Source organism: Vibrio sp. 10N.247.310.23 (assembly GCF_041467155.1).
GTDB lineage: Bacteria > Pseudomonadota > Gammaproteobacteria > Enterobacterales > Vibrionaceae > Vibrio > Vibrio crassostreae_C.
Window position 1 is genome coordinate 48,833 of sequence record NZ_JBFSTZ010000015.1, and the last position, 25,123, is coordinate 73,955.

The following is a 25,123-nucleotide window of genomic DNA, read 5'->3' on the forward strand; positions in this document are numbered from 1 at the left end:
AGAGAATGAATGTTGTTTGAGGTAAGTTGAAACAATCATTCCCAACTTTCATGAATATAACCCAATGCTACTCGAAGGAATCGAAACTCTACTGGTATTGAGTAAAGCAAAGACCATGAGCCGCACAGGCAGTTTGCTTTATATCAGCCAATCAGCGGTCAGCAAACGGATTGCGAATTTAGAAAAAAAGCTAGGTAAAAAGCTCATTGAACCGAGTGGCCGACAGATAAAACTCACGCCAGATGCGATAGCATTAATCGAGAGTATTGGCCCGACATTCAATGAACTTCGTGGGCTTATTTATGAACAGCAAGAGTTGGAAGATACCACTCTCATCACCCTAGACAGCTCTAAGTCTCTGATAGCCGGTTATTTAGGTGAGATGATGGGCCAATTTATCCAGCAAGATAAGTACATCACCATTACCACCAACCACACGCCGAGAATTATCGAACGGGTGCAGTCCGGCAAGGCGACCTTGGGGTTGTGTGCTGGCTTACTGCCACCACATCATGGGTTGATGACCTTCCATCTTTTTGATGAACCGTTTTACATAGTGAGTAAGTCGCCGCTAACGGATCTCCCTCCAATGGTCATCACTAACGACATGACCAATCCAGCCAATTCTTATCAACTTTCTGTATTAGAAAAATTTGGTATCAAACCCTTGATGGAGATGGATGCCTACACCGCAGCGGCGCAACTTGCATTGGGCGGGACTGGGCCAGCGTTGATCCCGCTCTCTATCGTAAAAACACTCAATATTGAGTCTCAATATCTGTATAGCTTCACCGAATTAGCAGGCTTAATTCGGCCGATTCATATCTGTGTCAGACCGAATAGCTATCAGTCTCCACGAGTTAAAACACTGATAGAATCGATTGTTGATGCTGTTCCCAAAGCAGTTTAGACGCCATTAGCATCGACATCACGATCACAAGAGGGCGAATCCATTTTTGCCCTTTTGTCACCACCACTTTAGCGCCAAGCTGAGCGCCCATAAATCCACCGACCGCCATAACTAATCCCAACTCCCAAATAGGCAAGCCAGCCAAAATAAAGAAAATCAAGGCAGCGATATTCGAGGTAAAGTTAAGTACTTTAGTACGCGCCGTAGCATCGACTAACGAGAAGTGACCAATAGCAACAAAGCAGACGGTGAAGATAGAACCTGTTCCTGGGCCAAAAAAGCCATCATAGAAACCCACGCCGCCACCAATACACAGAGCAAACATCGCCTCAGAGATCTTCTGTTTTCCTTCAGACGCTCTAGTTTGGGGTGCCAACAGGAAATAGAGAGAGATAGCGATAAGCAGCAGTGGGATAACACTGGTCAGTAGGCTCGCATCAATGTGCTGGACTAACTCAGCGCCAATTGCAGAGCCAATAAAGGTACAAAAGATAGCAAGGCGCATCTCTTTGATGCTGACGATACCGTTGCGCACGAAATACCAACTCGCAGAGAAGCTGCCAAATGAGCTTTGGAGTTTGTTAGTTGCCAATGCCTGCGTCGGTGGAACTCCAGCCGCTAGCAATGCAGGTAGAGTCAGTAACCCACCGCCGCCAGCCATTGCATCAATAAAGCCTGCTGCCGTTGCAACAACAAACAAGATAGCCAATATTTCTAGAGTGATTTCCATATACCCAACGCCTTAAAGTCCTGTGTAGCGACAAGTTACCACTCACGGCAGACGAGCAATAACGAAACACAAGATTCTAACCTATTCCAAATATTCATCATTAAGTTACCGCGGAATAACAGACATAAAAAAGCCCACTCCGAAGAGTGGGCTTTGAGCATTTATATCCGCTTATCAGCGATACACTTTAGGCGATTAAGCTTGAGAAGCTTTAACCTGAGCGTGTAGCTCTTGAACTGAAGTTACTGACGTTTTCGCGTCTGCAGTGTGCGCCATACAAGTCGCGAATGCAGCATTTAGCGTAGTCGTGTAGTTAACTTTCTCAGCAAGTGCACCACGACGAAGAACTTTAGAATCTTCAATCGCTTGACGGCCAGCTGCAGTGTTCACGATGTACGTATACTCGTTGTTCTTGATACGGTCAAGAATGTGAGGACGACCTTCGTGTACCTTGTTTACTAGACGTGGGTTGATGCCCGCTTCGCCAAGGATAACCGCAGTACCGTGAGTTGCGTCTAGCTGGTAACCAAGCTTAGATAGTTTAGATGCTAGGTCAACAACACGCTCTTTGTCGCCTTCGCGAACAGAAAGAAGTGCACGACCGCCTTCTGGGTAGATGTTACCACAACCCAATTCAGCTTTAGAGTATGCTTCTGCGAACGTCGCACCAACACCCATAACTTCACCAGTAGAGCGCATTTCTGGGCCTAACAGTGGGTCAACACCAGGGAACTTGTTGAATGGAAGTACAACTTCTTTCACTGAGTAGTAAGGTGGGATGATTTCTTTCGTAAAGCCTTGAGACTCTAGAGATTGACCCGCCATTACACGAGCGGCAATCTTAGCGATTGGCGCACCAGTTGCTTTAGATACGAATGGAACCGTACGTGCTGCACGAGGGTTAACCTCGATTAGGTACACTTCATTGTTCTTAACAGCAAACTGCGTGTTCATCAGACCACGAACACCCAACTCGAACGCTAGCTTTTCAACTTGCTCGCGCATTACGTCTTGGATTTCTTGGCTTAGCGTGTATGCAGGAAGAGAACATGCTGAGTCACCAGAGTGAACACCCGCTTGCTCGATGTGCTCCATAATACCGCCGATTACAACGCGCTCACCGTCACAAATCGCATCTACGTCTACTTCAACAGCGTCATCTAGGAAGCTATCAAGTAGTACTGGAGATTCGTTTGATACGCTAACTGCTTCGTTGAAGTAGCGACGTAGGTCTTGCTCGTCGTATACGATTTCCATCGCACGACCACCAAGTACGTAAGAAGGACGTACAACAAGTGGGAAGCCGATTTCACGAGATTTCTCTACCGCTTGCTCCATTGTTGTTACTGTCGCGTTTTCTGGTTGAAGTAGGCCTAGACGGTCTACAGCAACTTGGAAACGCTCACGGTCTTCTGCACGGTCGATTGCGTCTGGGCTAGTACCGATGATTGGTACGCCAGCAGCTTCAAGAGCACGTGCCAGTTTAAGTGGCGTTTGACCACCGTACTGAACGATAACGCCTTTTGGCTTCTCAACACGAGCGATTGCTAGTACGTCTTCCAGAGTTACTGGTTCGAAGTACAGACGGTCAGACGTATCGTAGTCTGTAGAAACTGTCTCAGGGTTACAGTTAACCATGATAGTTTCGTAGCCATCTTCACGTAGCGCTAGTGATGCGTGTACACAACAGTAGTCAAATTCAATGCCTTGGCCGATACGGTTTGGACCGCCGCCTAGAATCATGATTTTTTCTTTGTCTGTTGGGTTTGCTTCACACTCGTCATCGTAAGATGAGTACATGTAAGCCGTATCTGAAGAGAACTCAGCTGCACACGTATCTACACGCTTGTATACCGGGTGGATATCGTATTGGTCACGTAGACGACGGATTTCGCTTTCCGCTACACCTAGAATCTTAGATAGGCGCGCATCAGCAAAACCTTTACGCTTAAGCTTGTTTAGCTCGTCTTTATTTAGACCAGCAAAGCCTTTCGCTTTAAGTTCTTGCTCTAGCTTAACGATGTCTTCGATTTGAACTAGGAACCAACGGTCGATTTGCGTTAGGTTGAATACACCATCTACCGACATACCAGCACGGAATGCGTCAGCGATGTACCAAATACGCTCTGCGCCAGCTTCTTTAAGTTCGTGACGGATAGTCGTTAGAGCATCTGGTGCGTCTAGGTCTACCATTTCGTCAAAACCAGTCGCGCCAACTTCTAGGCCGCGAAGTGCTTTTTGTAGAGATTCTTGTTGGTTACGGCCGATAGCCATAACTTCACCAACCGACTTCATTTGCGTCGTTAGGCGGTCGTTAGCACCTGCAAACTTCTCGAAGTTAAAACGAGGAATCTTAGTTACTACGTAGTCGATTGTTGGTTCGAATGATGCTGGAGTTGCGCCGCCAGTGATGTCATTCATTAGCTCGTCTAGCGTGAAACCAACAGCCAGTTTCGCTGCAATCTTAGCGATTGGGAAACCTGTTGCTTTAGATGCTAGTGCAGAAGAGCGAGATACACGTGGGTTCATTTCGATGATAACCATACGACCATCTTTCGGGTTGATACCAAACTGTACGTTTGAACCACCTGTTTCAACACCAATCTCACGCAGTACTGCTAGAGATGCGTTACGCATTAGTTGGTATTCTTTATCTGTCAGCGTTTGAGCTGGAGCCACAGTGATTGAGTCACCTGTGTGAATACCCATTGGGTCGAAGTTTTCAATCGCACATACGATGATGCAGTTGTCGTTTTTGTCACGAACCACTTCCATCTCGTACTCTTTCCAACCGATAAGTGATTCATCGATAAGAAGTTCATTAGTTGGAGATAGATCCAAACCACGACGACAGATTTCTTCAAATTCTTCTTTGTTGTAAGCGATACCGCCACCAGTACCACCCATCGTGAACGATGGACGAATGATACAAGGGAAGCCAACCATGTCTAAAACTTTGTAAGCTTCTTCCATCGTTTTCGCTGTATCAGCAGTTGGACACTCAAGGCCAATTGCTTTCATTGCTTTATCGAAGCGTGAACGGTCTTCTGCTTTATCGATAGCGTCAGCCGTTGCACCAATCATTTCAACACCGAACTCATCAAGAACGCCGTGCTTTTCTAGGTCTAGAGCACAGTTCAATGCAGTTTGGCCACCCATAGTAGGTAGAACTGCATCAGGCTTCTCTTTAGCGATGATGTTACGCACAACTTCCCATTGGATAGGCTCGATGTAAGTTGCATCTGCCATGTCTGGGTCAGTCATGATTGTCGCTGGGTTCGAGTTTACAAGAATAACTCGGTAACCTTCTTCGCGAAGCGCTTTACAAGCTTGAGCACCAGAGTAATCGAACTCACATGCTTGGCCGATAACGATCGGGCCAGCACCTAGAATAAGAATACTTTTAATGTCAGTACGTTTTGGCATTGTCTACTACTCCGAATTACGCTGTGTGCTGTTTGATTAGTTCAATAAAGTGGTCGAATAACGGCGCTGCGTCTTCTGGACCTGGGCTTGCTTCAGGGTGACCTTGGAAGCTGAATGCTGGTTTGTCTGTACGGTGAATACCTTGTAGAGAACCATCAAATAGTGATTTGTGCGTTGCACGTAGTGTCTCTGGAAGGGTTTCTTCGTCAGCAGCAAAGCCGTGGTTTTGCGAAGTAATCATCACAACATCACGATCTAAATCTTTAACCGGGTGGTTTGCGCCGTGGTGACCAAACTTCATCTTCACTGTCTTAGCGCCTGACGCAAGAGCAAGAATCTGGTGACCTAGACAGATACCGAAGATTGGTAAGCCTTTTTCTAGGAACACTTTTGTCGCTTCAATTGCGTAAGTACATGGTTCTGGGTCACCAGGGCCATTTGAAAGGAAAACACCGTCTGGGTTCAGAGCAAGTACTTCTTCAGCTGAAGTCTCAGCAGGAACAACCGTTAGGCGGCAGCCGCGGTCAACAAGCATTCGTAGGATGTTTCGTTTTGCACCGAAGTCATAAGCAACAACGTGGTATGGCAATTCTGAGTCTGCTTTCGCTTCAGGAAGTCCACCCGTAAGCGTCCACGAACCTTGTTTCCATTGATACGCTTCTTTTGTTGTAACTTCTTTCGCAAGGTCCATACCTTTCAGGCCAGGGAATTCTTTTGCTTTAGCTAGAGCCAAAGCTTCGTCTAGGTTTCCGTCGTTTACTGAAGAGCCAGCTACAATACAACCGTTCTGTGCGCCTTTTTCACGAAGAATACGCGTCAACTTACGAGTATCAATATCAGCGATACCAACAACGTTTTGCGACTTAAGGTAATCAGAAAGGGATTGTTCATTACGGAAGTTAGAAGCGATTAGAGGGAGATCGCGAATCACAAGGCCTTGAGCGTGGATTGAAGAAGATTCTTCGTCTTCGGAATTGGTTCCGGTATTGCCAATGTGAGGGTAAGTAAGGGTAACGATTTGTTGAGAATAGGAAGGATCAGTGAGGATTTCTTGGTACCCCGTCATCGAGGTATTAAAAACGACTTCACCAACTGCAGAACCTACAGCGCCAATGGCTTCACCGTGAAATACTGTCCCATCTTCTAGGACGAGTAGTGCTGACTTCTTCAAGACAACCTCCAGAAATAAAAATGCATTAAAATTGATTTAATTTGCAAATCTACCTTCCTGCAACACCAAAAACTGCGTGTTTATGGAAATTAGACAAATTGGCGGTATTTTAGTGATCTGCGTGATACGTGTCAACATTTAACTCAAAAGAAATTAAACATTTGTAAGGACTAATTCAATTTACCCCCTCAAAGCTCCAAAAGTTCAACTTTCATACGCATTTAGCTCGAATATTACGATTTTCTAATTTTCACCCCTCATTTTAGCCAACCATAGAGTGATAAAAATATCAGCAACAAAACGCAATCGATAAATACCAAGAGAAAACATGACAATTTAAAGATCTAAAACAAAAAACATACTAAAGACCACATAAACAGCATAGAAATGGAGTCAAAAAGGCGATAAGAAGAAAGTAGAAGGAAGATCGGAGAAGTGAGATTACTAAGGAAAAGGCACCAAATAAAGAAAGCGCCGGCAATTGCCAGCGCATAAATATCTATTTATAGGTCATTCAAACCAAGCACATCCGTCATGGTATAAAAGCCTGCTGGTTTATCATTTAACCAAACCGCGGCCTTGATTGCGCCATTAGCAAAGGTCATTCGATCAGTGGCTTTATGGGTAATTTCCACTCGTTCACCGATATCAGCAAACATAGCGGTGTGTTCACCAATAATGTCACCGGCACGAATCGTCGCGAAACCAATCTCATCTTTAGTGCGCTCGCCAGTAATACCCTCGCGTGACCATACAGCTACATCGTTCAGCTCGTTGCCCATAGCACCCGCAATAGCTTCGCCCATACCAATCGCAGTACCTGACGGTGCATCGACTTTATGACGGTGATGAGCCTCAACGATCTCGACATCACAGTAATCGCCCATCACTTTAGCGGCCTTCTCTAGCAGCTTAAAGACCAGGTTCACACCAACGCTGTAGTTAGGTGCCATTACGATAGCCATCTCTTTTGAAGCAGCATCAATCACCTGCTTCTCTTCTTCAGAGAAGCCCGTTGTACCGATGATCAGTTTTTTACCGTGACGTTTACAAAGTTCAATATTCGCTAATGTGCTAACAGGGGCAGTAAAATCGACAATCACATCAAACTCTTCGATGGCTTTAGACAAATCATCGACTAAAGCAACATCAAAACGACCTTCACCGCATAACTCGCCGACATCTACGCCGACCAAAGATGACTCTGGACGCTCTGAACCAGCTCCAACACTTGCTTCTGAATTATGATGAGCGGCTTTCACCAAGTTGCGGCCCATGCGGCCCGCTGCTCCTGCAATTGCAATTCTTACCACTGCGAATATCTCCATTGTTTTGGTTACCGTTGCCACTTATCTCTTGCAGCAACGTTCAATCGATTAATCTCTTTAAACTAACAACAATCTCAAACTCAGGCTAGCAATTACGAAAACTCTTTTATTACTCGCTCTAAAATTGGCACATTTGCCTCTGGGAAGGCGTATTGATTCAATGATTCTAGGCTTACCCATTCACCTTGCTGACCTTCTTTACCATAAGGCTGCTCTTCAAAATCAGTCACGAGAATGAAATCGAACTTAAGTGACTTATCCGTGTAATCAAATTCAAGATGCTCAAACAGAGACTGCTCGGTCACCTTGATACCGACCTCTTCATCAAGCTCGCGAGTCATCGCTTGCTCAATAGTTTCGCCCTCTTCAACCTTGCCACCTGGAAATTCCCAGAAGCCACCTTTGTGCTTGTCATCTGGACGCTTAGTGATAAAGACCTGTGACTTATCTTGATTGAAGATAATACCCGCTACGATATGGATTCTTTTCATTGATGGTGTTCCTTAATAAAACGCTGAACTCACATAGTCCCTAAATACGTCATCCTCAAGAAAGAGGAACGACTGAGTTGGGGATCTAAAACTACGCGAGCCTAACTAAACAAGATTCCCTACTACGCTCACTCCTCGCTATAGGGAATGACAACTTCCTTGCGTAACAAAGTAAGCCATGAAATTTACATACAAAAAGAGCCGCCTAAGCGACTCTTTATATTCTATTTGTCAGTTTTATGAAGCTAAGTTGTAGTGTATGAGAGCAAGGCGGTGGCACGGAGCTTACGACTGTAAGTGAGTACCACCAACGCAGCTATCATGCGCTACAGCAACGATTCATTAAACTTACGCGATTTTACCGTGACACTGCTTGTACTTCTTACCGCTACCACATGGGCATGGCTCGTTACGGCCAACTTTACGCTCGTCACGCACTACCGTTTGTGGAGATGCCGCTTCAGCTTCATCGTCAGCTAGCTGGTTTTCAGCTGTTGCATGTTGCGCTTGTGCACGACGCGCCGCTTCTTCAGCTTGAGCTTGACGTTGAGCTTCCATCTTTTCAACTTCTTCTTGTTGCTGAACGCGCACTTTAGAAAGGATGGTAACAACGTCTGTTTTCAGTACATCTAGTAGGCCTTCAAACAGTTCAAACGACTCGCGCTTGTACTCTTGTTTCGGGTTCTTCTGAGCATAACCACGTAAGTGGATACCTTGACGAAGGTGATCCATCGCAGCCAAGTGCTCTTTCCAAAGGCCGTCTAGCGTTTGTAGCATCACAGATTTCTCGAAGTTACGCAGTACTTGAGCACCAACCACTTCTTCTTTCTGTTTGTACGAATCAACCGCCATAGCAAGAATACGCTCACGCAATGCTTCTTCATAAAGCTTGTCGTCTTCGTCTAACCAACCTTGAATATCAAAGTCTAGATCGAAGTCATTCTTCAGACGATCTTGCAGACCCGCGATATCCCACATATCTTCAAGAGACTGAGGTGCGATGTATTCATCAATCACTGATGCCAATACATCTTCACGGTTGTGTTCGATCATCTCGCTGATATCGTCAGAGCTCATCAGTTCATCACGAAGCTCATAAACCACTTTACGTTGGTCATTGGCTACATCATCGTACTCAAGAAGCTGCTTACGAATATCGAAGTTACGACCTTCAACTTTACGTTGTGCTTTTTCAATTGAGCGAGAAAGCATCTTAGATTCGATCGCTTCGCCTTCGTCCATACCACTTTGGATAAGACCAGCCATACGATCCGATGTGAAGATACGTAGCAGAGAATCTTCCATTGATAGGTAGAAACGAGAAGAACCCGCATCACCTTGACGACCAGAACGACCACGTAGCTGGTTGTCGATACGGCGAGATTCATGACGCTCAGTACCAATGATGTGCAGACCACCTGACTCAAGCACTTTATCGTGGATTACTCTCCAGTCAGCTTTGATCTTCTCGATCTGCTCTTTGGTTGGATTCTCTAGCTTCTCAACTTGTGCCTGCCAGCTACCACCTAATACGATATCGGTACCACGACCAGCCATGTTAGTTGCGATAGTTACCGCACTCGGCATACCAGCTTGTGCAACGATCTCTGCTTCCATTTCGTGGAATTTAGCATTTAGAACGCTGTGCTTAATTTTTGCTTTTTTCAGTGCGTTAGACAGTAGTTCAGACTTCTCGATAGAAACCGTACCAACCAATGATGGCTGACCAGCAGCTACACGGTCTTTGATGTCTTCAATGATCGCATTGAACTTGTCTTCTTCGGTACGATAAACCACATCTGGCATATCGTTACGAACCATAGGCTTGTTGGTTGGGATAACCACTGTTTCTAGGCCGTAGATAGACTGAAATTCGAAAGCTTCTGTATCGGCTGTACCTGTCATACCTGACAGTTTTTCGTATAGACGGAAGAAGTTCTGGAATGTAATCGATGCTAGCGTCTGGTTTTCATTCTGAATCTTCACACCTTCTTTAGCTTCAACAGCTTGGTGTAAACCTTCAGACCAACGACGACCTGGCATAGTACGACCAGTATGTTCATCAACGATAACCACTTCGCCTTCTTCAGTAACGATGTAGTCGACGTCTTTCTCAAACAGTACGTGTGCACGCAGCGCTGCATTAACATGGTGCAATAGGCTGATATTAGTTGGAGAGTAAAGCGTGTCACCCTCTTCCATCAGGCCGTTTTTGACCATTAGCTCTTCTACAAATTCTTGACCGTTTTCAGTCAGGTGAACCTGTTTCGATTTCTCGTCCATGGTGTAGTGACCTTCACCACGGTACTCTTCAGAATCTTCTTTATCTTGGCGCTCAAGGTTAGGGATCAACGTGTTAATACGCGTGTAAAGATCTGAACTATCTTCAGCTGGGCCAGAGATAATAAGTGGAGTACGAGCTTCATCGATTAAGATTGAGTCAACCTCATCGACAACAGCAAAGAAGCGCTCACGTTGAACACGATCTTCAGCACGGAAAGCCATGTTGTCACGTAGGTAATCGAAGCCAAACTCGTTGTTTGTTCCGTATAGGATATCCGCTTGGTACGCTTCTTTCTTCTCTGGTGGAGCCATGTTTGGCACGTTTACGCCAACAGTCATACCAAGGAATTCAAATAATGGGCGGTTTGTTTCCGCATCACGCTTCGCTAGGTAGTCGTTCACCGTTACTACGTGAACACCTTTGCTAGGTAGGGCGTTAAGATAAGCTGGTAGGGTTGCTGTAAGAGTCTTACCTTCACCAGTACGCATTTCTGCAATTTGGCCAGCATTTAGAACCATGCCACCAATCATTTGCACGTCAAAGTGACGCATGCCGTAAACACGCTTAGACGCTTCACGTACCGTAGCAAATGCTTCAGGTAGAAGTTGGTCTAGCGATTCACCTTTATCTAAGCGCTCACGAAACTCAACCGTTTTTGCTTTTAGCTCTTCGTCTGAAAGAGCTTCAAACGTTGGTTCGTAGTTATTAATTTCTTTTACAATTTTTCTAAGGCGGCGCAGTGTTCTGTCATTGCGACTGCCAATTACCTTTGTCAGCAGCTTAGTAATCATGTGCTTGGAATCTCTTCGTTCTCAGATCGTCCGCGATCTATTTTAAATGCCGTCAGTGTCTCTACTAGCTATGAACTAGTCTTCAGTTACTAACCAAGGATACTGAGATAAATCTAGTATCTTTGATATTGTACTTGAGAGTAGAGTTTTCAAGGCTTGAGTTAAAATTAATGCCCTTTAGTGTAAGTAATTTTCACATCAACAACCATTTATAACCCCATTTGTTTGATGTGCTTGGAACTTTTCTTTCTAATTGCTGATGGATTAGCCAGACTGCAGCTCATTGGGAGACAACTTTCGGATGTTGACGACACTGTATCTGGAAAATAGATACAAAAAAACCAGGTCAATGACCTGGTTTTCGAAATCTTATATTGCTGTAAACAACAATTACGCTAGAACCATTCCTGGCTCAGCAAATGCAACAGGAGAGCCTACTTCTTCTTCGAATGTTGCCCATTCCCAAGCTTCTGCGTCAGCAAGTACTGCACGTAGTAGTTGGTTGTTTAGGCCGTGACCTGATTTGTATGCACGGAACTCACCAATAATAGCGTGTCCACACATGTACAAGTCACCAATCGCGTCTAGTACTTTATGAGTTACGAACTCATTGTCAAAACGTAGACCTTCTTCATTAAGAATTCGGTATTCGTCCAGTACGATAGCATTATCAAAGCTACCGCCAAGTACTAGGTTTTGAGATTGTAGATACTCAATGTCGCGCATGAAGCCGAAAGTACGAGCGCGAGAAATTTCTTTCACAAAACCTTGTGAAGAGAAATCAAACAACAAACGTTGCTCATCAGATTCAATAGCTGGGTGGTTAAAGTCGATCTCAAAGTCCATACGGAAGCCGTTAAATGGAACAAATTCTGCCCACTTATCGCCATCTTCAAAACGGATAGGCTTTTTGATACGAATAAAACGCTTCGCTGCATTCAGTGTTTCTACACCCGCTTGCTGTAGCAAGTATACGAATGGGCTTGCGCTACCATCCATAATTGGGATCTCAGGTGCATCTACTTCAACAATAATGTTGTCGATGCCCATACCCGCTAAAGCTGCGTTAAGGTGTTCCACTGTAGAGATACGTACGCCTTCGTCATTAACAAGAGCTGTACATAGCATAGTGTCACGAACTGACGCTGGATCAGCTGGGAAATCTACAGGTGGATTTACATCTGTACGACGATAAACAATACCTGTATTTGCAGCTGCCGGGCGAAGAGTAAGTGTGACTTTACGACCAGAGTGGAGACCCACACCAGTTGTTTTCACAATTTCTTTCAGAGTACGTTGTCTGATCATCTGCTTGCCTCGTTATCAGTGCTACAAATCACGGTCAGTATTTACCGACCGCGAATTTTACCATTAATTCGACGATAGTCAAATTTTGGGTATTTGTTAATCAGCCTGACGTCGTAAGAATGCTGGAATATCTAAGTATCCACTCTCTTTCTCAGCCTTAGGTGCTGCACTTTGGCTAGCGCCTGTACCTGAAGAAACAGGTGACGTTGTTGGCTGCGGCTTAACTTGAGGTTTAACCTCAGTTTTTTCTTGCAATGGTTGTGCCACTTTCTCTTCCACTTTTGGTGCAGTTTGAGCCGCTACCTGTGGTTGAGGAGTTGGTGCAACCTTAGCTTTACCACCAGCAACTAATGTAATGTCTGGTTTTTTCTCTGTGCCGATACCTGTTGCTACAACAGTTACACGGATTTCATCCGTCATATCAGGGTCTAGAGAAGTACCAATCACAACTGTTGCGTTATCAGATGCGAATGCCTTAACTGTATTACCTACTGTTTCGAATTCATCTAGACGCATATCTAGGCCTGCTGTGATGTTCACAAGAACGCCACGTGCGCCAGCTAGGTCGATGTCTTCTAGTAGTGGGCTAGAAATTGCCGTTTCAGCAGCTTCTTCAGCACGGTCTTCACCTTTTGCGATACCGCTACCCATCATTGCATGACCCATCTCAGACATTACGGTGCGAACATCCGCGAAATCGACGTTAATCATACCAGGGCGAGTAATTAGCTCAGCGATACCTTGTACAGCGTTTTTAAGTACATCATTGGCACTTGCGAAAGCTTCTAGCAGAGTTACGCCGCGGCCAAGTACTTTAAGTAGCTTCTCATTTGGAATCGTAATTAAAGAATCCACATGTTTAGAAAGCTCTTCAATACCTTGCTCAGCAAACGCTAAACGTTTTTTGCCTTCAAAGCTAAATGGCTTAGTTACAACAGCAACCGTTAGCACACCCAACTCTTTCGCAACTTCAGCAATAACTGGAGCAGCACCTGTACCAGTACCACCGCCCATACCAGCTGCGATAAATACCATATCGGCGCCAGTTAGAACTTCTTTAATTCTTTCTCGATCTTCGAGAGCTGCATCACGGCCTACTTGTGGGTTTGCACCAGCGCCCAAACCTTTAGTGATATCACCACCAATTTGGATCACGCTGCTCACGCTTGTTTTACGAAGTGCTTGTGCATCAGTGTTAACACTGATGAATTCTACGCCTTCGATTGATTCACGTACCATGTGCTCAACAGCGTTACCGCCACCGCCACCAACTCCAACGACTTTAATTACTGCATCGTCAGACATTTCCATCATCGGTTCAAACATGTGTTATCTCCGTTTTTTCCTGCAACTCAGGTTAAAACTCTTTTTGTATCCAATTACGCAATTTGCCAAATAAACCAGACATAGAAGGTGCTGAACGCTTAGGTTCGCTGTAATCACCTTCATCACTGATCTGACAATCTCTTGCGTAATGAAGTAAACCAACCGCCGTAGAATGATACGGCTCTTTAACATAGTCAGTTAAGCCACTAACTTCTAACGGCTTACCAACTCGAACTTGATTGCGGAAAACACGTTCCGCACACTCTACCAATCCGTCAATTTGTGCCGCTCCACCAGTGAGAACGACGCCAGCTGCAAGGTGGTGTTTAATACCTTCATCTCGTAGCTGTAATTGAACCGTATCAATAGTTTGGTTAACGAGACCCATAAGTTCAGTGTAACGTGGTTCAATCACTTCCGACAAAGTTTGTCGTTGCAAACTTCTCGATGGGCGACCACCAACACTTGGGACGTTAACAGAATCATCCTTGCTTACGAGTTCACTCAGAGCGCAACCATGGTTTACTTTTATCTCTTCAGCATCGCTCACTGGCGTGCCGAAAGCGAAGGCAATATCACTGGTTACTGCATTTCCTGCGTAGGAAAAGACTTCTGTGTGTCGAAGTGCGCCGCCAGTCCAAATGGAAATATCCATTGTACCCGCACCGATATCGACAACACATACTCCAAGCTCTCTCTCGTCTTCAGTAATTACCGCATTGCTTGAGGCAAGTCCTGAAAACACGATTTGTTCTACTGTGAGACCACATCGTTCAACAGCTTTAATAATGTTTCTCGCCATGTCGCTGTGGCAAGAAATTAGATGAACACTGACTTCCATTCGAACACCAGATAAACCAAGTGGATTCTTGATCCCCTCTTGATAATCGATGGTAAATTCTTGTGGAATCACGTGCAGAATTCTCTGCTCATCACCTATTTTAATTGATTTCGCGGTATGGATCGCTCGATCCATATCGTCTTGAGACACCTCTTCATCAGAAATAGTGCCCATGCCTTTTTCAATTCGGCTCGCGATATGTTTGCCCGATAGCGAGATAAACACATTGCTGATTTGGCATTCCGCCATCAACTCTGCTTGATCAATGGCTCGCTGAACTGACTTCACTACCGACTCTAGGTCGTTTACACCACCTTTATCCATACCTCTGGATGGGCTTTGCCCTGAACCAATGATATTGATTTGACCATCAGGCAATATTTCACCAACTAGAGCTGATATGGTCGCAGTGCCTATATCAAGACCAACGATTATGTTGTCATCTGCGGTCTTAGTCATCTGTGCTCTCTTCTAACTCTTGCTCTGGAAACCAACCTACAGCGGCTCCCGTATCATACCTGAGGTCGATGTAGCTCACTTGATTCGCTTTACTACCAAGTTCGTTGTAAAGCGAAATGAAGCGTTCAACACGCTCATCTAAAGAATCTTTACCTAGTTCTAAACGGATACCGTTATCTAGGATTATTTGCCAAGCGCGACGCTCATTGAGAACGAGCGAGGTAACGGTTAACCCTAGATTGTTAATCAAAGGAGTTATTTGTCGCCACTTTTCTATCACTTTTTGGCTGGTGCCGTCTGGGCCGTAAAGCTTGACTCTATCGCCCTTCAAAAGACCGATATCACCATTAAACACCTGACCATCGTCATTCAGCAGCATGTTACCGTTCCAGATTGCTGCCGCATGGTACTCAGTCAAAAATACTTTTATTGTGTCTGGCCACTGCTTACGAATGGACACCACTGAAACCCAAGGTAACGCTTCTAAACTGTCTTGCAACACACCGATGTCTTGCGACATGAACGTTCCAATATGCTCTAGCTCGCCAAAGGCATGTTGAACATCACCAGCAGTTACGTAAGTTAAGTCGCCTTGAAGTACTATTTTGGAGAGAGGCAATCGCTGATCGTCCCACATCCAAGTCAGTGTGGTATAGAAAAGAAATCCAATGAATAGCAGTACCATGACAAAAAAAGACCCGCCTACAGCGTGTTTCTTTAGCGATGGTAAACTGAATAGGTGGCGGTTTTCGCTAAAAGTACTTTCTACCAAAGCCCGCATTCCCTGTCGTTGGTTCGCAATTCTATTCCCTATCTTCGTAATAGAGGTAAAAGCACTTACTTTAACCTATGAATTATACTGAGCAAAATCAAACTATCAAACGTTGATAATAAGATTTTTGGTCAATTTTAGGTCAATCGCAAGAAGTGAGCGATCAACCACAGTCTGTATACAGTATTCTGCTACGCGTTTTGCATCTTATTAATTTCTAATTGTAGCGATTCAAGTTGCTTCGCTACACGACCAACATCACCAGCACCCTGTGTTAAAACAAGGTCTCCGCCTTGAATAACGTTGGCTAAAACCGACGGCAGCGTGTTGATATCAGCAACAAAGATGGGATCAATCTTACCACGCCCACGAATAGTTCGACTTAACGAGCGTCCGTCAGCCCCTGCAATAGGTTTCTCACCTGCAGAATAAACATCTAACAGAATAAGCACATCAACCTGCTCAAGAACGTTCGCGAAGTCATCATACAGATCGCGAGTGCGGCTATAACGGTGCGGTTGGAAGATCATCACAAGACGTTTATCAGTCCAACCACTTCGTGCAGCTTGAATGGTGACATCAACTTCGGTTGGGTGATGGCCGTAATCATCGACCAGCATTGCAACACCCTTACCCGTTTCATATTCACCAAGGTGATCGAAACGACGGCCAGTGCCTTCCGTTCCAGCCATCGCTTTTAGAATCGCTTCATCGCTGATGTCATCTTCCGTCGCAACCGCAATCGCCGCTGATGCGTTCAGTGCGTTATGGCGACCAGGAATGTTCAACGTAATATCGAGATTGGCTTTACCTTTACGAACAACCGTAAACTTGCCTTGCTGACCTTGTTGTACATAGTTTTCAATGCGGATATCAGCGTCTTCAGAGAAGCCGTAAGTAATCACTTGGCGGCTCACCTGAGGGATAAGTTCACGTACAACAGGATCATCTACACACATCACAGCCTGGCCGTAGAACGGCAGGTTGTGTAGGAAATCGATAAATGTCTGCTTTAGCGTTTCGAAATCGCCGCCGTAGGTATCCATATGATCCGCTTCAATGTTAGTTACGATACTAACCATAGGTTGCAGATGTAAAAATGAAGCATCACTCTCATCGGCTTCAGCGATAAGAATACGGCTTGAACCTAAACGTGCGTTAGTGCCAGCACTTTTAACCAAACCACCGTTTACGAAGGTTGGATCTAGGCCGGCTTCCGAGTAAATCTGTGTCACTAGCGCAGTCGTGGTTGTTTTACCGTGCGTACCTGCCACAGCAATACCGTGACGAAAACGCATCAGCTCAGCCAGCATTTCTGCACGACGAACGATCGGTGTGCGCGCTTCACGAGCTGCAATAATTTCTGGGTTTTCTTCGTTGATAGCGGTTGAAACAACCACCACACTTGCGTCGGCAACGTTACTCGCTTGGTGACCGATATAAACGGTCGCACCCTTGCTAACTAAACGATCAGTCACTGGGTTTTGAGCAATATCAGAACCCGTGATCTGGTAGCCTTCATTTAGCAAGACTTCAGCAATCCCGCTCATTCCGGCACCACCAATACCAATGAAGTGGATAGATTTAACACGGCGCATCTCTGGCACCATTGCACGGATTTGCGCTAAGTCTTGGGTATGTTCAATCGTCATCAATTCAATCTCATTATTTTGCTAAAGCTTTAATCGCTTCAGCGACGGTCACATCAGCATCAAGCTTGGCGGCTTGACGAGCTTTTGTTGCCATCATTTTTAATTCATTTCTATCAAGCTGCGCGATAGTGTTCGCTAGCTTATCAGCCGTTAGTTGAGGCTGTTCAATCATTAACGCTGCGCCACATTCAACTAAATGGTCGGCATTCAACGCTTGTTGTCTGTCTTTGTGCATAAACGGAACGAAGATAGAACCGACACCTGCCGCAGACACTTCTGATACGGTTAATGCACCTGAGCGACACACTAATAGATCTGCCCACTCATAAGCTTGCGCCACATCATCAATAAATTCAGTCACTTGAACATTACCAACAGAATGTGATTTGTATTGCTCAATAACTTGTTGTTGATTGTTCTTACCCGCTTGGTGCATCACAGTGAAGCCTTCACCAAGCTGCGCCATCGTTACTGGCAAGGTATCGTTTAGGATTTTTGCGCCCTGACTGCCGCCCATAACCAAGATGCGGATGTCACCATCACGCTCAGCCATGCGTTGCTCGGGTTCAGCTAAGGCAACCACATCTTCGCGTACTGGGTTACCCACCACTTCTGCAGTAGGAAACGCACCAGGGAAAGCTTGGAAAACCTTTTTAGCAATCTTAGACAGCCATTGGTTGGTTAAACCTGCCACTGCATTTTGTTCATGGAGAACCACTGGAATGCCAGACAACCATGCCGCGATACCACCCGGGCCACTCACGTAGCCACCCATACCAAGTACCACATCAGGCTGCCATGCTTTGATGTGTTGCCTTGCTTGAAGTATGGCATTAATAATCTGGAACGGCGCTTTAATTAACTTGCTAATGCCTTGACCACGCAGGCCTTTCACTTTGATGAAGTCGATTTCAATGCCATGCTTTGGCACTAAATCCGCTTCCATTCTGTCTGCTGTGCCTAACCAGCGAATTTCCCAACCTTGTTGCTGAAGCTTTTTCGCTACTGCTAACCCTGGGAAAACGTGACCGCCAGTACCACCAGCCATCACTAAAAGTTTTTTGTTTTGTTTCATCACGTTAGATTCTTATTCTACTAATTCGTTTTGACTATCAGCTTGTTCTTTTTGTTGCATTCGGCATTCGTGGTCAATGCGCAGCAGCATTGATACCGCCACAGACATAACAATTAAACTCGAACCACCATAACTGATTAGCGGTAGGGTTAGACCTTTGGTCGGAACGATGCCAGATGCAGCACCTACGTTAACAAGCGTCTGAAACGCAAACCAAATACCAATACCAAAAGCCAGATAGCCGCTGAACACTTGATCGTGTTCAAAGGCTTTTTTACCTATCAGAATGGCTTTTAACACCAAGCTGAAGATCAACATTAATACTAAGGTAACACCGACAAAGCCAAGCTCTTCAGCCAACACAGCAAATACAAAATCGGTATGCGCTTCTGGTAAGTATTCGAGTTTTTGAATCGAGTTACCAAGCCCTTGCCCCATCCAATCACCACGGCCAAACGCCATCAATGACTGAGTTAACTGGTAACCACTGCCGAACGGGTCGTTCCAAGGTTCCCAGAATGAGGTAACACGTCGAACACGATAAGGTTCTATAACAATCAAACCGACGACCGCGGCAATACCTGCCACCATCAAGGCGATAAACTGTGAAAGCTTGGCACCAGCAATGAATAGCATGCCGAACAGGGTCACTAGCATTACGACCACAGTACCTAAATCGGGCTGGCCTAGCAGCAGCACGGCAAAAGCGCCGAATACCATGATCGGTTTACCAAAACCACCGAAGAAGGTTTTTCTCACTTCATCTTGCTTCCGAACCAAGTAGCCCGCCATAAAGATAAACAGCGATAACTTGGCGACTTCAGCGGGTTGTAAGTTAAATAGCCCTAATGGGATCCAACGCGATGCGCCGTTAACCGACTTACCGACGGCTAATACCACAATCAGCAAGAAGAAGGACAAGCCCAGTAGATACATACTGTATTGAAACCAGCGTTGCATCGGGATTTGCAATATGACGCTAGAGACACCTAACGCCAATACAAGGAAGATGGCATGACGGAACATAAAGTGAAACGGCTGATCGGTTAAACGAGCACTGATGGGGAACGAAGCAGACGTCACCATCACCAAACCTGTCAGCATTAGCCCAAGAGCAATCCACACCAATTGACGATCGTAAAGCGCCTCGGGAGTAGCACGGTTTAGCCACTGCCAGATGGATTGATTAATCTCTTTGACTCTTTGCACTGAATGTTAGTCCTTCAACACGTTAAGCATACTCATGAGCAAGCTCAGTGAACGCATCACCTCTTGCCATGAAATTATTAAATTGATCGAAGCTTGCGCACGCCGGAGACAGCATCACCATATCTCCAGCCACCAGCTGTGGCGAGATAGATTCGATTATCTGCTGCATGGTATCGAACTTTTGTGCCGATGGGTGCAGAGGCATGAATTGATCTGCATCTTCACCGAAACAACACAGCTGAACACGCTCAAGTTGCGCCAATACTGGTTCAAGCTCACTAAAGTCAGCACCTTTACCAACGCCGCCAACCAAAAGATATAACGTACCTTGATACTCCAACCCAGACAGGGCTGCCAATGTGCTGGCTACATTCGTTGCTTTGGAGTCATTAATCCATTTGATTTCGCGCTTGTCAGCCACGACTTGGCAACGATGCGTCAAACCGTTATAGGCCTTCAAAGCATCAAGACTTTTGCTGTAGTCGATACCAACTTGCTTCAATAGTGCAAGTGAGACTAACGCATTCGCCACATTGTGACGTCCAACCAATGTTAAATCTTGGGTAGCAAGGACAGGTTTACCGTTGTCCATTAGCCATTCGGTACCATCAACTGTCGCGACACCAAACTCTTGATCGTCGAGTCCGAATGTTACTAATGACATGTTGTGGTCTGGATACGTCTCTTTGTCGTCGCGGTTAACAGTCGCACACTGCGCGTTATTAAAGATTCTTAACTTGGCCTCACGGTAATCAGCCATGCCTTGATAGCGATCCATATGATCTTCAGACAGATTTAAGAATGCCGCAGCGGCAAGTTTTAAATTCGATGTAGTTTCTAACTGAAAACTTGAAAGTTCAAGGACATATAAATCCGCATCAAGTTCTAGAAGGTCTAGGGCAGGAATGCCAATATTGCCGCCAACGCCAACATTAAGCCCAGCAGCCTTAGCAAGCACACCAGTCAGATCAGTCACGGTACTCTTACCGTTTGAACCAGTAATCGCCACAACAGGCTTATCTACAGCCCAACCAAACAGCTCGATGTCGCCAACGACAGGCGTACCCGCTTGAAGCACATCTTGAATTTCAGGTGTCGCTAAAGCAATGCCTGGGTTAGCAACCACCAGATCAGCCTCAGCTAGCCATTGGCTATTCCAGCTTCCAGAATGCAGCTCAACCGACTCAGGCAAAGATTCCTTTCCTGGTGGTAGCTCTCGCGTATCAATTACCTTTACGCAAGTATGGGGCTGATATTTTACGAGATGTTTAACGACAGAGAGCCCGGTAATACCGAGCCCCACAACCACTACATTTTGAATATTTTGCCAACGTTCCATTTAAACAAGATGCTCTTAATAGTTTTAAAGAGCCCCTATTCAGAGGCTCATACAGGATTAACGAACTTTCAGTGTCGCTAGGCCAACCAGTACTAATACCATTGAGATTATCCAAAAACGCACGATAACACGCGGCTCTGGCCAACCTTTAAGTTCATAGTGGTGGTGAATCGGTGCCATGCGGAAAATACGCTGACCACGCAATTTGTAAGAGCCCACCTGCAGAATCACTGACAGAGTCTCCATTACAAACACACCACCCATGATCACTAGTACCAACTCTTGACGAACGAGTACCGCAATCACACCTAACGCACCACCCAGTGCTAGAGAGCCAACATCGCCCATGAATACTTGTGCTGGGTAAGTGTTAAACCATAGGAAGCCAAGGCCTGCACCAACGATAGCAGTACATACCACCACCAGTTCAGAGGTGTATGGGATGTATGGAATGTGTAGGTATGCTGCAAAGTTAACGTTACCTGTCGCCCAAGCGATAACAGCAAAACCCGCAGCAACCATAACCGTTGGCATAATCGCCAAGCCATCTAGGCCATCAGTTAGGTTTACCGCGTTACTGGTACCCACAATAACAAAGTAAGTTAGAACAATGTACAGTAAACCAAGTTGTGGCATCACATCTTTAAAGAAAGGCACCACTAATTGTGTCGCAGCAGTGTCTTGCCCATGAGCATACAGAGCAAACGCCACAACCAATGCAATAGCCGATTGCCAGAAGTACTTCCAACGCGCAATCAAGCCATCAGTGTTCTTACGAACGACTTTACGATAATCATCAACAAAACCAACTGCACCGTAACCGCCTAGCACGACAAGTACGGCCCAAACGTAAGGGTTTGATAAGTCAGCCCAAAGTAAGACCGTAATGATGATCGCAGCAAGGATCATCACACCACCCATGGTTGGTGTACCACGCTTACTGAAGTGAGATTCTGGGCCGTCATTACGAACAACTTGGCCAATTTGCAGCATTTGCAGACGCTCAATTAAACGAGGTCCCATCCACAGCGACAGACATAAAGCCGTCAAAATGCTCGCGATTGCACGAAACGATAAGTATTCGAACAAACGGAAAAAAGAAAAGTGTGGCTGTAGTAGCTCTGCAAGCCAAATTATCATGAAAAGTTCTCCTTTAAAGCAGCGGCTATTTTACTCATTCCTGCACTATTGGCGCCTTTTACCAACAAGGTATGTGGCGCGTTTTCTGGCAAGCTCAAGTGCTGCTCTATGTGCGCGATCATCGCTTCATGCGTTGCAAAGTGAGTGCCGTTACACACTTCACTAATCACCTTGGTATCATCACCGTAAGTGAGTACATGCTCAAAAGCGAATGGGGCAGCATATTCACCGACTTGACGGTGAAGTGCAAGGCTTTCATCGCCTAACTCAGCCATATTGCCTAAAATCAACCAACGCTGACCTTTGAAGCTCGACAACAATTTAGCTGCAGCCTTCATTGCCGGTACACTGGCGTTGTAACTGTCATCTATCAGCTTGATATTCTGACTTAATTGTTGAACCTCAACTCGGCCTTTAACTGAGATAAGATTCGCTAAACCGCTTTTAATTTCTGCAAGCGTGGCACCGAATTGAATGCTCAGTGCTGCTGCGGCTAATGCGTTGGCTACATTGTGCTGACCAATAATGCCAAGTTCGACATCGATAGCGCCTTGCGGGGTCTGCATATCAAAGCAAGCTTCACCCTGCTCGTTGATGCGAATATTCGTCGAAAAGTAATCCGCCGTGTCATCACTTTCAGAAAAGGTCAGTACGTTTTTGTCTGCAAGCACATCTTTCCAGAAGTCACCACCATTGCTCTCTAGGTTAACAATAGCAGTATCACCAGCAGCAAGCCCCTGAAAAATTTCGCCTTTCGCTTGTTTAACACCATCAATTGAGCCAAAGCCCTCTAGATGCGCGGCAGCAACGTTATTCACTAAGGCCACCTGTGGTTTCACAAGCTGCGTGGTATAGGCAATTTCACCAATGTGGTTCGCGCCCAGTTCTATCACGGCATAGTCGTCATTGGGTTCACTGCGCAGCAAGGTTAGTGGTACTCCAATATCATTATTGAAGTTACCCGCTGTAAACAGCACTTTGCCACGTTGTTGTAGAATACTCGCGACCATCTCTTTGACGGTCGTTTTGCCACAGCTTCCTGTTATCGCCATGATTGGCACGTTACATTGTTTGTGGATCCAAGCACTTAGCTGACCTAAAGCAAGTTTAGTGTCTTCAACAACAACTTGAGTAATATTTAGGTCAAGTTTTCGTTGAACTAATAACGCACTCGCATTGGCCTCAACAGCCTGACCACAAAAATCATGCGCATCAAAACGTTCACCTACAAGAGCAACAAACAGTGCACCTTCTTCAACGGTGCGAGTATCGGTAGAAACCGCATTGATCAAACTATTGCTCGATTTGCCAGCCTCTATCAGCTGACCGTACACCGCTGAGCAGATCTGCTCGAGTGATACATCAATCATTATGAAATACCTAAAAGTTGTAGTGCTGACTCTCGATCCGAATAGTGGATCGTTTTGTCTTTCAATACTTGGTAATCCTCATGGCCTTTACCTGCCAGAAGAATAATGTCGTTATTACCCGCCTGCTCTAGAGCAAACTTAACCGCCTGAAAGCGATCGTGTTCAACAAAGGCGACTTCAGGCTCACTTAAACCTGCCAGCATGTCTTTAACAATCAATGCCGGGTCTTCACTGCGAGGGTTGTCATCTGAAATAATAATGTTATCGGCGAACTGCTCTGCGGTAACCGCCATCATAGGGCGCTTGCCTGTATCTCGATCACCACCGCAGCCAAAGATTGCCCATAGCTTTCCAGAGCAATGTACACGTAGTGCTGCCAATGCTTTCTCTAATGCGTCAGGTGTATGCGCGTAGTCGACAACCACTTTCGCTTTGTTCGGCACTTGGAACAATTCCATACGGCCAATCACAGGTTGCAATTGAGGTGCTGTGTCGATCAAGGTTTGCTTGTCGATGCCTAGTACAAGTAGGGTCGCGAAAGCAACCAATACATTTGATGCGTTGAACTGGCCAATTAAAGGAACAGACAGTTGTCCCTGCCCCCAGCTACCATCAAAAGCGAGTTTGATACCCGTCTCTGCATAAGCAACATCCGATGCCCATACTGACTGCTGGTAGCCCGATAACGGAAGCAATGACACAGCTACTGCATTGGACAGATCAGCCATCCAAGCTTTACCGACTTCATCATCAACATTAATCACAGCGTGCTTACACTTATGCTGAGTAAACAAGCTCTTCTTAGCCAGAGCGTACTCTTGCATCGTGCCGTGGTAATCCAAGTGGTCACGGCTCAAGTTAGTAAATACACCAGCCTCAAAATCCAATGCCTTAACTCGGCCTTGAACCAAACCATGAGACGAGATTTCCATCGCGGTATAAACAGCGTTTTCTTCAGCCAACTCACTCAGCGTACGTTGTATTTCAATCGCACTACCGGTCGTATTCGCCGCCGTTTTAAGGTTGTCTAGAAAACCGTTACCCGTGGTGCCCATTACCGCAGAGCGTTGGCCGACTAAATCTAGCCACTGAGCAATCAATTGGGTGATAGTGGTTTTGCCATTGGTGCCGGTAACACCAATCAGCTTAGTCGCCTGAGACGAGTAAACACGACCGGCCAACTCAGATAACACCAAGTTAAGGTCTTTAATGTAAACAACCGGAACAGCATCCAACCACTCAATCAGACCATGGGCCTTTTCAGCATCAGCTTGTGCGATAACGGCATTGGCTCCCTGTGAGACCGCTTTGTCAATGAAACGACGGCCATCAACAGCATGCCCAACTACAGCAACAAAAATATCGCCGTCTTTGATGGCACGACTATCCAACTCCAACTGTTCAACGGCAATCGCATCCAGCTCAGGTGAACTAAAGTCACTCCAAGGAGAAAGTAAAGATGACAGCGTGAGGCTATTACTCATATTGAATCCTGATTGGC

Annotated in this window: 18 protein-coding genes; 1 reads left to right on the forward strand and 17 read right to left on the reverse strand. The window is 45.6% G+C overall.

Features of this window, described 5'->3' with window-relative positions; translation table 11 throughout:
- Positions 1–64 precede the first annotated feature (64 nt).
- Positions 65–910, forward strand: a complete 846-nt coding sequence (locus AB6D93_RS13105; protein WP_102332776.1) for a LysR family transcriptional regulator — start codon at positions 65–67, stop codon at positions 908–910.
- Here the strand turns inward: AB6D93_RS13105 and AB6D93_RS13110 are convergent.
- The 17 genes from AB6D93_RS13110 to murE all read right to left on the reverse strand — a co-directional run bounded on the left by AB6D93_RS13110 (position 861) and on the right by murE (position 25,106).
- Entirely contained in the window at positions 861–1,640 is a 780-nt protein-coding gene (locus AB6D93_RS13110; protein ID WP_017059295.1) for a TSUP family transporter, read from the reverse strand. The two genes, AB6D93_RS13105 and AB6D93_RS13110, sit on opposite strands and share 50 nt — an antisense overlap.
- Positions 1,641–1,835: 195 nt before the next feature.
- Positions 1,836–5,066 (reverse strand): carbamoyl-phosphate synthase large subunit, encoded by a 3,231-nt coding sequence (carB, locus tag AB6D93_RS13115; protein ID WP_102332775.1) that lies wholly within the window; start codon positions 5,064–5,066, stop codon positions 1,836–1,838.
- A 16-nt stretch (positions 5,067–5,082) separates the two neighbouring features.
- Positions 5,083–6,237, reverse strand: coding sequence for a glutamine-hydrolyzing carbamoyl-phosphate synthase small subunit (gene carA / locus AB6D93_RS13120; RefSeq protein ID WP_010434758.1), 1,155 nt, complete (start codon positions 6,235–6,237; stop codon positions 5,083–5,085).
- 503 nt (positions 6,238–6,740) lie between these two features.
- Positions 6,741–7,565 carry a 4-hydroxy-tetrahydrodipicolinate reductase gene (gene dapB / locus AB6D93_RS13125; protein ID WP_020628676.1) on the reverse strand — a complete coding sequence of 275 codons (825 nt, stop codon included), beginning with the start codon at positions 7,563–7,565 and terminating at the stop codon, positions 6,741–6,743.
- Between the two features lie 92 nt (positions 7,566–7,657).
- Complete coding sequence (gene mutT / locus AB6D93_RS13130) at positions 7,658–8,056, reverse strand: 8-oxo-dGTP diphosphatase MutT (RefSeq protein ID WP_017062897.1); 399 nt, start codon at positions 8,054–8,056, stop codon at positions 7,658–7,660.
- Between the two features lie 348 nt (positions 8,057–8,404).
- Positions 8,405–11,131, reverse strand: coding sequence for a preprotein translocase subunit SecA (gene secA / locus AB6D93_RS13135; protein WP_017066234.1), 2,727 nt, complete (start codon positions 11,129–11,131; stop codon positions 8,405–8,407).
- 390 nt (positions 11,132–11,521) lie between these two features.
- Positions 11,522–12,439: a UDP-3-O-acyl-N-acetylglucosamine deacetylase gene (gene lpxC / locus AB6D93_RS13140; protein ID WP_010434751.1), complete on the reverse strand. Its 918-nt coding sequence runs from the start codon at positions 12,437–12,439 to the stop codon at positions 11,522–11,524.
- A 96-nt stretch (positions 12,440–12,535) separates the two neighbouring features.
- Positions 12,536–13,765, reverse strand: coding sequence for a cell division protein FtsZ (gene ftsZ / locus AB6D93_RS13145; protein WP_017059291.1), 1,230 nt, complete (start codon positions 13,763–13,765; stop codon positions 12,536–12,538).
- A gap of 31 nt (positions 13,766–13,796) precedes the next feature.
- Positions 13,797–15,065, reverse strand: a complete 1,269-nt coding sequence (gene ftsA, locus AB6D93_RS13150; protein WP_010434747.1) for a cell division protein FtsA — start codon at positions 15,063–15,065, stop codon at positions 13,797–13,799.
- On the reverse strand, positions 15,058–15,750 hold the full coding sequence (locus tag AB6D93_RS13155; RefSeq protein ID WP_372050049.1) for a cell division protein FtsQ/DivIB: 693 nt from the start codon (positions 15,748–15,750) through the stop codon (positions 15,058–15,060). Before AB6D93_RS13155 ends, ftsA begins: the two co-directional genes overlap by 8 nt.
- Positions 15,751–16,028: 278 nt before the next feature.
- Positions 16,029–17,489: a UDP-N-acetylmuramate--L-alanine ligase gene (gene murC, locus AB6D93_RS13160; RefSeq protein ID WP_102332773.1), complete on the reverse strand. Its 1,461-nt coding sequence runs from the start codon at positions 17,487–17,489 to the stop codon at positions 16,029–16,031.
- Positions 17,490–17,502: 13 nt separating this feature from the next.
- The gene (murG, locus tag AB6D93_RS13165) at positions 17,503–18,564 is read right to left on the reverse strand and encodes an undecaprenyldiphospho-muramoylpentapeptide beta-N-acetylglucosaminyltransferase (RefSeq protein WP_017062898.1); all 1,062 of its coding nucleotides are present in this window, start codon (positions 18,562–18,564) and stop codon (positions 17,503–17,505) included.
- Between the two features lie 12 nt (positions 18,565–18,576).
- The gene (gene ftsW, locus AB6D93_RS13170; protein WP_065584711.1) at positions 18,577–19,773 is read right to left on the reverse strand and encodes a cell division protein FtsW; all 1,197 of its coding nucleotides are present in this window, start codon (positions 19,771–19,773) and stop codon (positions 18,577–18,579) included.
- A 22-nt stretch (positions 19,774–19,795) separates the two neighbouring features.
- The gene (murD, locus tag AB6D93_RS13175; RefSeq protein WP_102332772.1) at positions 19,796–21,112 is read right to left on the reverse strand and encodes a UDP-N-acetylmuramoyl-L-alanine--D-glutamate ligase; all 1,317 of its coding nucleotides are present in this window, start codon (positions 21,110–21,112) and stop codon (positions 19,796–19,798) included.
- A gap of 57 nt (positions 21,113–21,169) precedes the next feature.
- Entirely contained in the window at positions 21,170–22,252 is a 1,083-nt protein-coding gene (gene mraY / locus AB6D93_RS13180) for a phospho-N-acetylmuramoyl-pentapeptide-transferase (protein WP_017059284.1), read from the reverse strand.
- Complete coding sequence (gene murF / locus AB6D93_RS13185) at positions 22,249–23,622, reverse strand: UDP-N-acetylmuramoyl-tripeptide--D-alanyl-D-alanine ligase (protein WP_102332771.1); 1,374 nt, start codon at positions 23,620–23,622, stop codon at positions 22,249–22,251. The genes mraY and murF overlap by 4 nt, the downstream gene beginning before the upstream one ends.
- Positions 23,622–25,106, reverse strand: a complete 1,485-nt coding sequence (murE, locus tag AB6D93_RS13190) for a UDP-N-acetylmuramoyl-L-alanyl-D-glutamate--2,6-diaminopimelate ligase (RefSeq protein ID WP_102332770.1) — start codon at positions 25,104–25,106, stop codon at positions 23,622–23,624. The genes murF and murE overlap by 1 nt, the downstream gene beginning before the upstream one ends.
- Positions 25,107–25,123 lie beyond the last annotated feature (17 nt).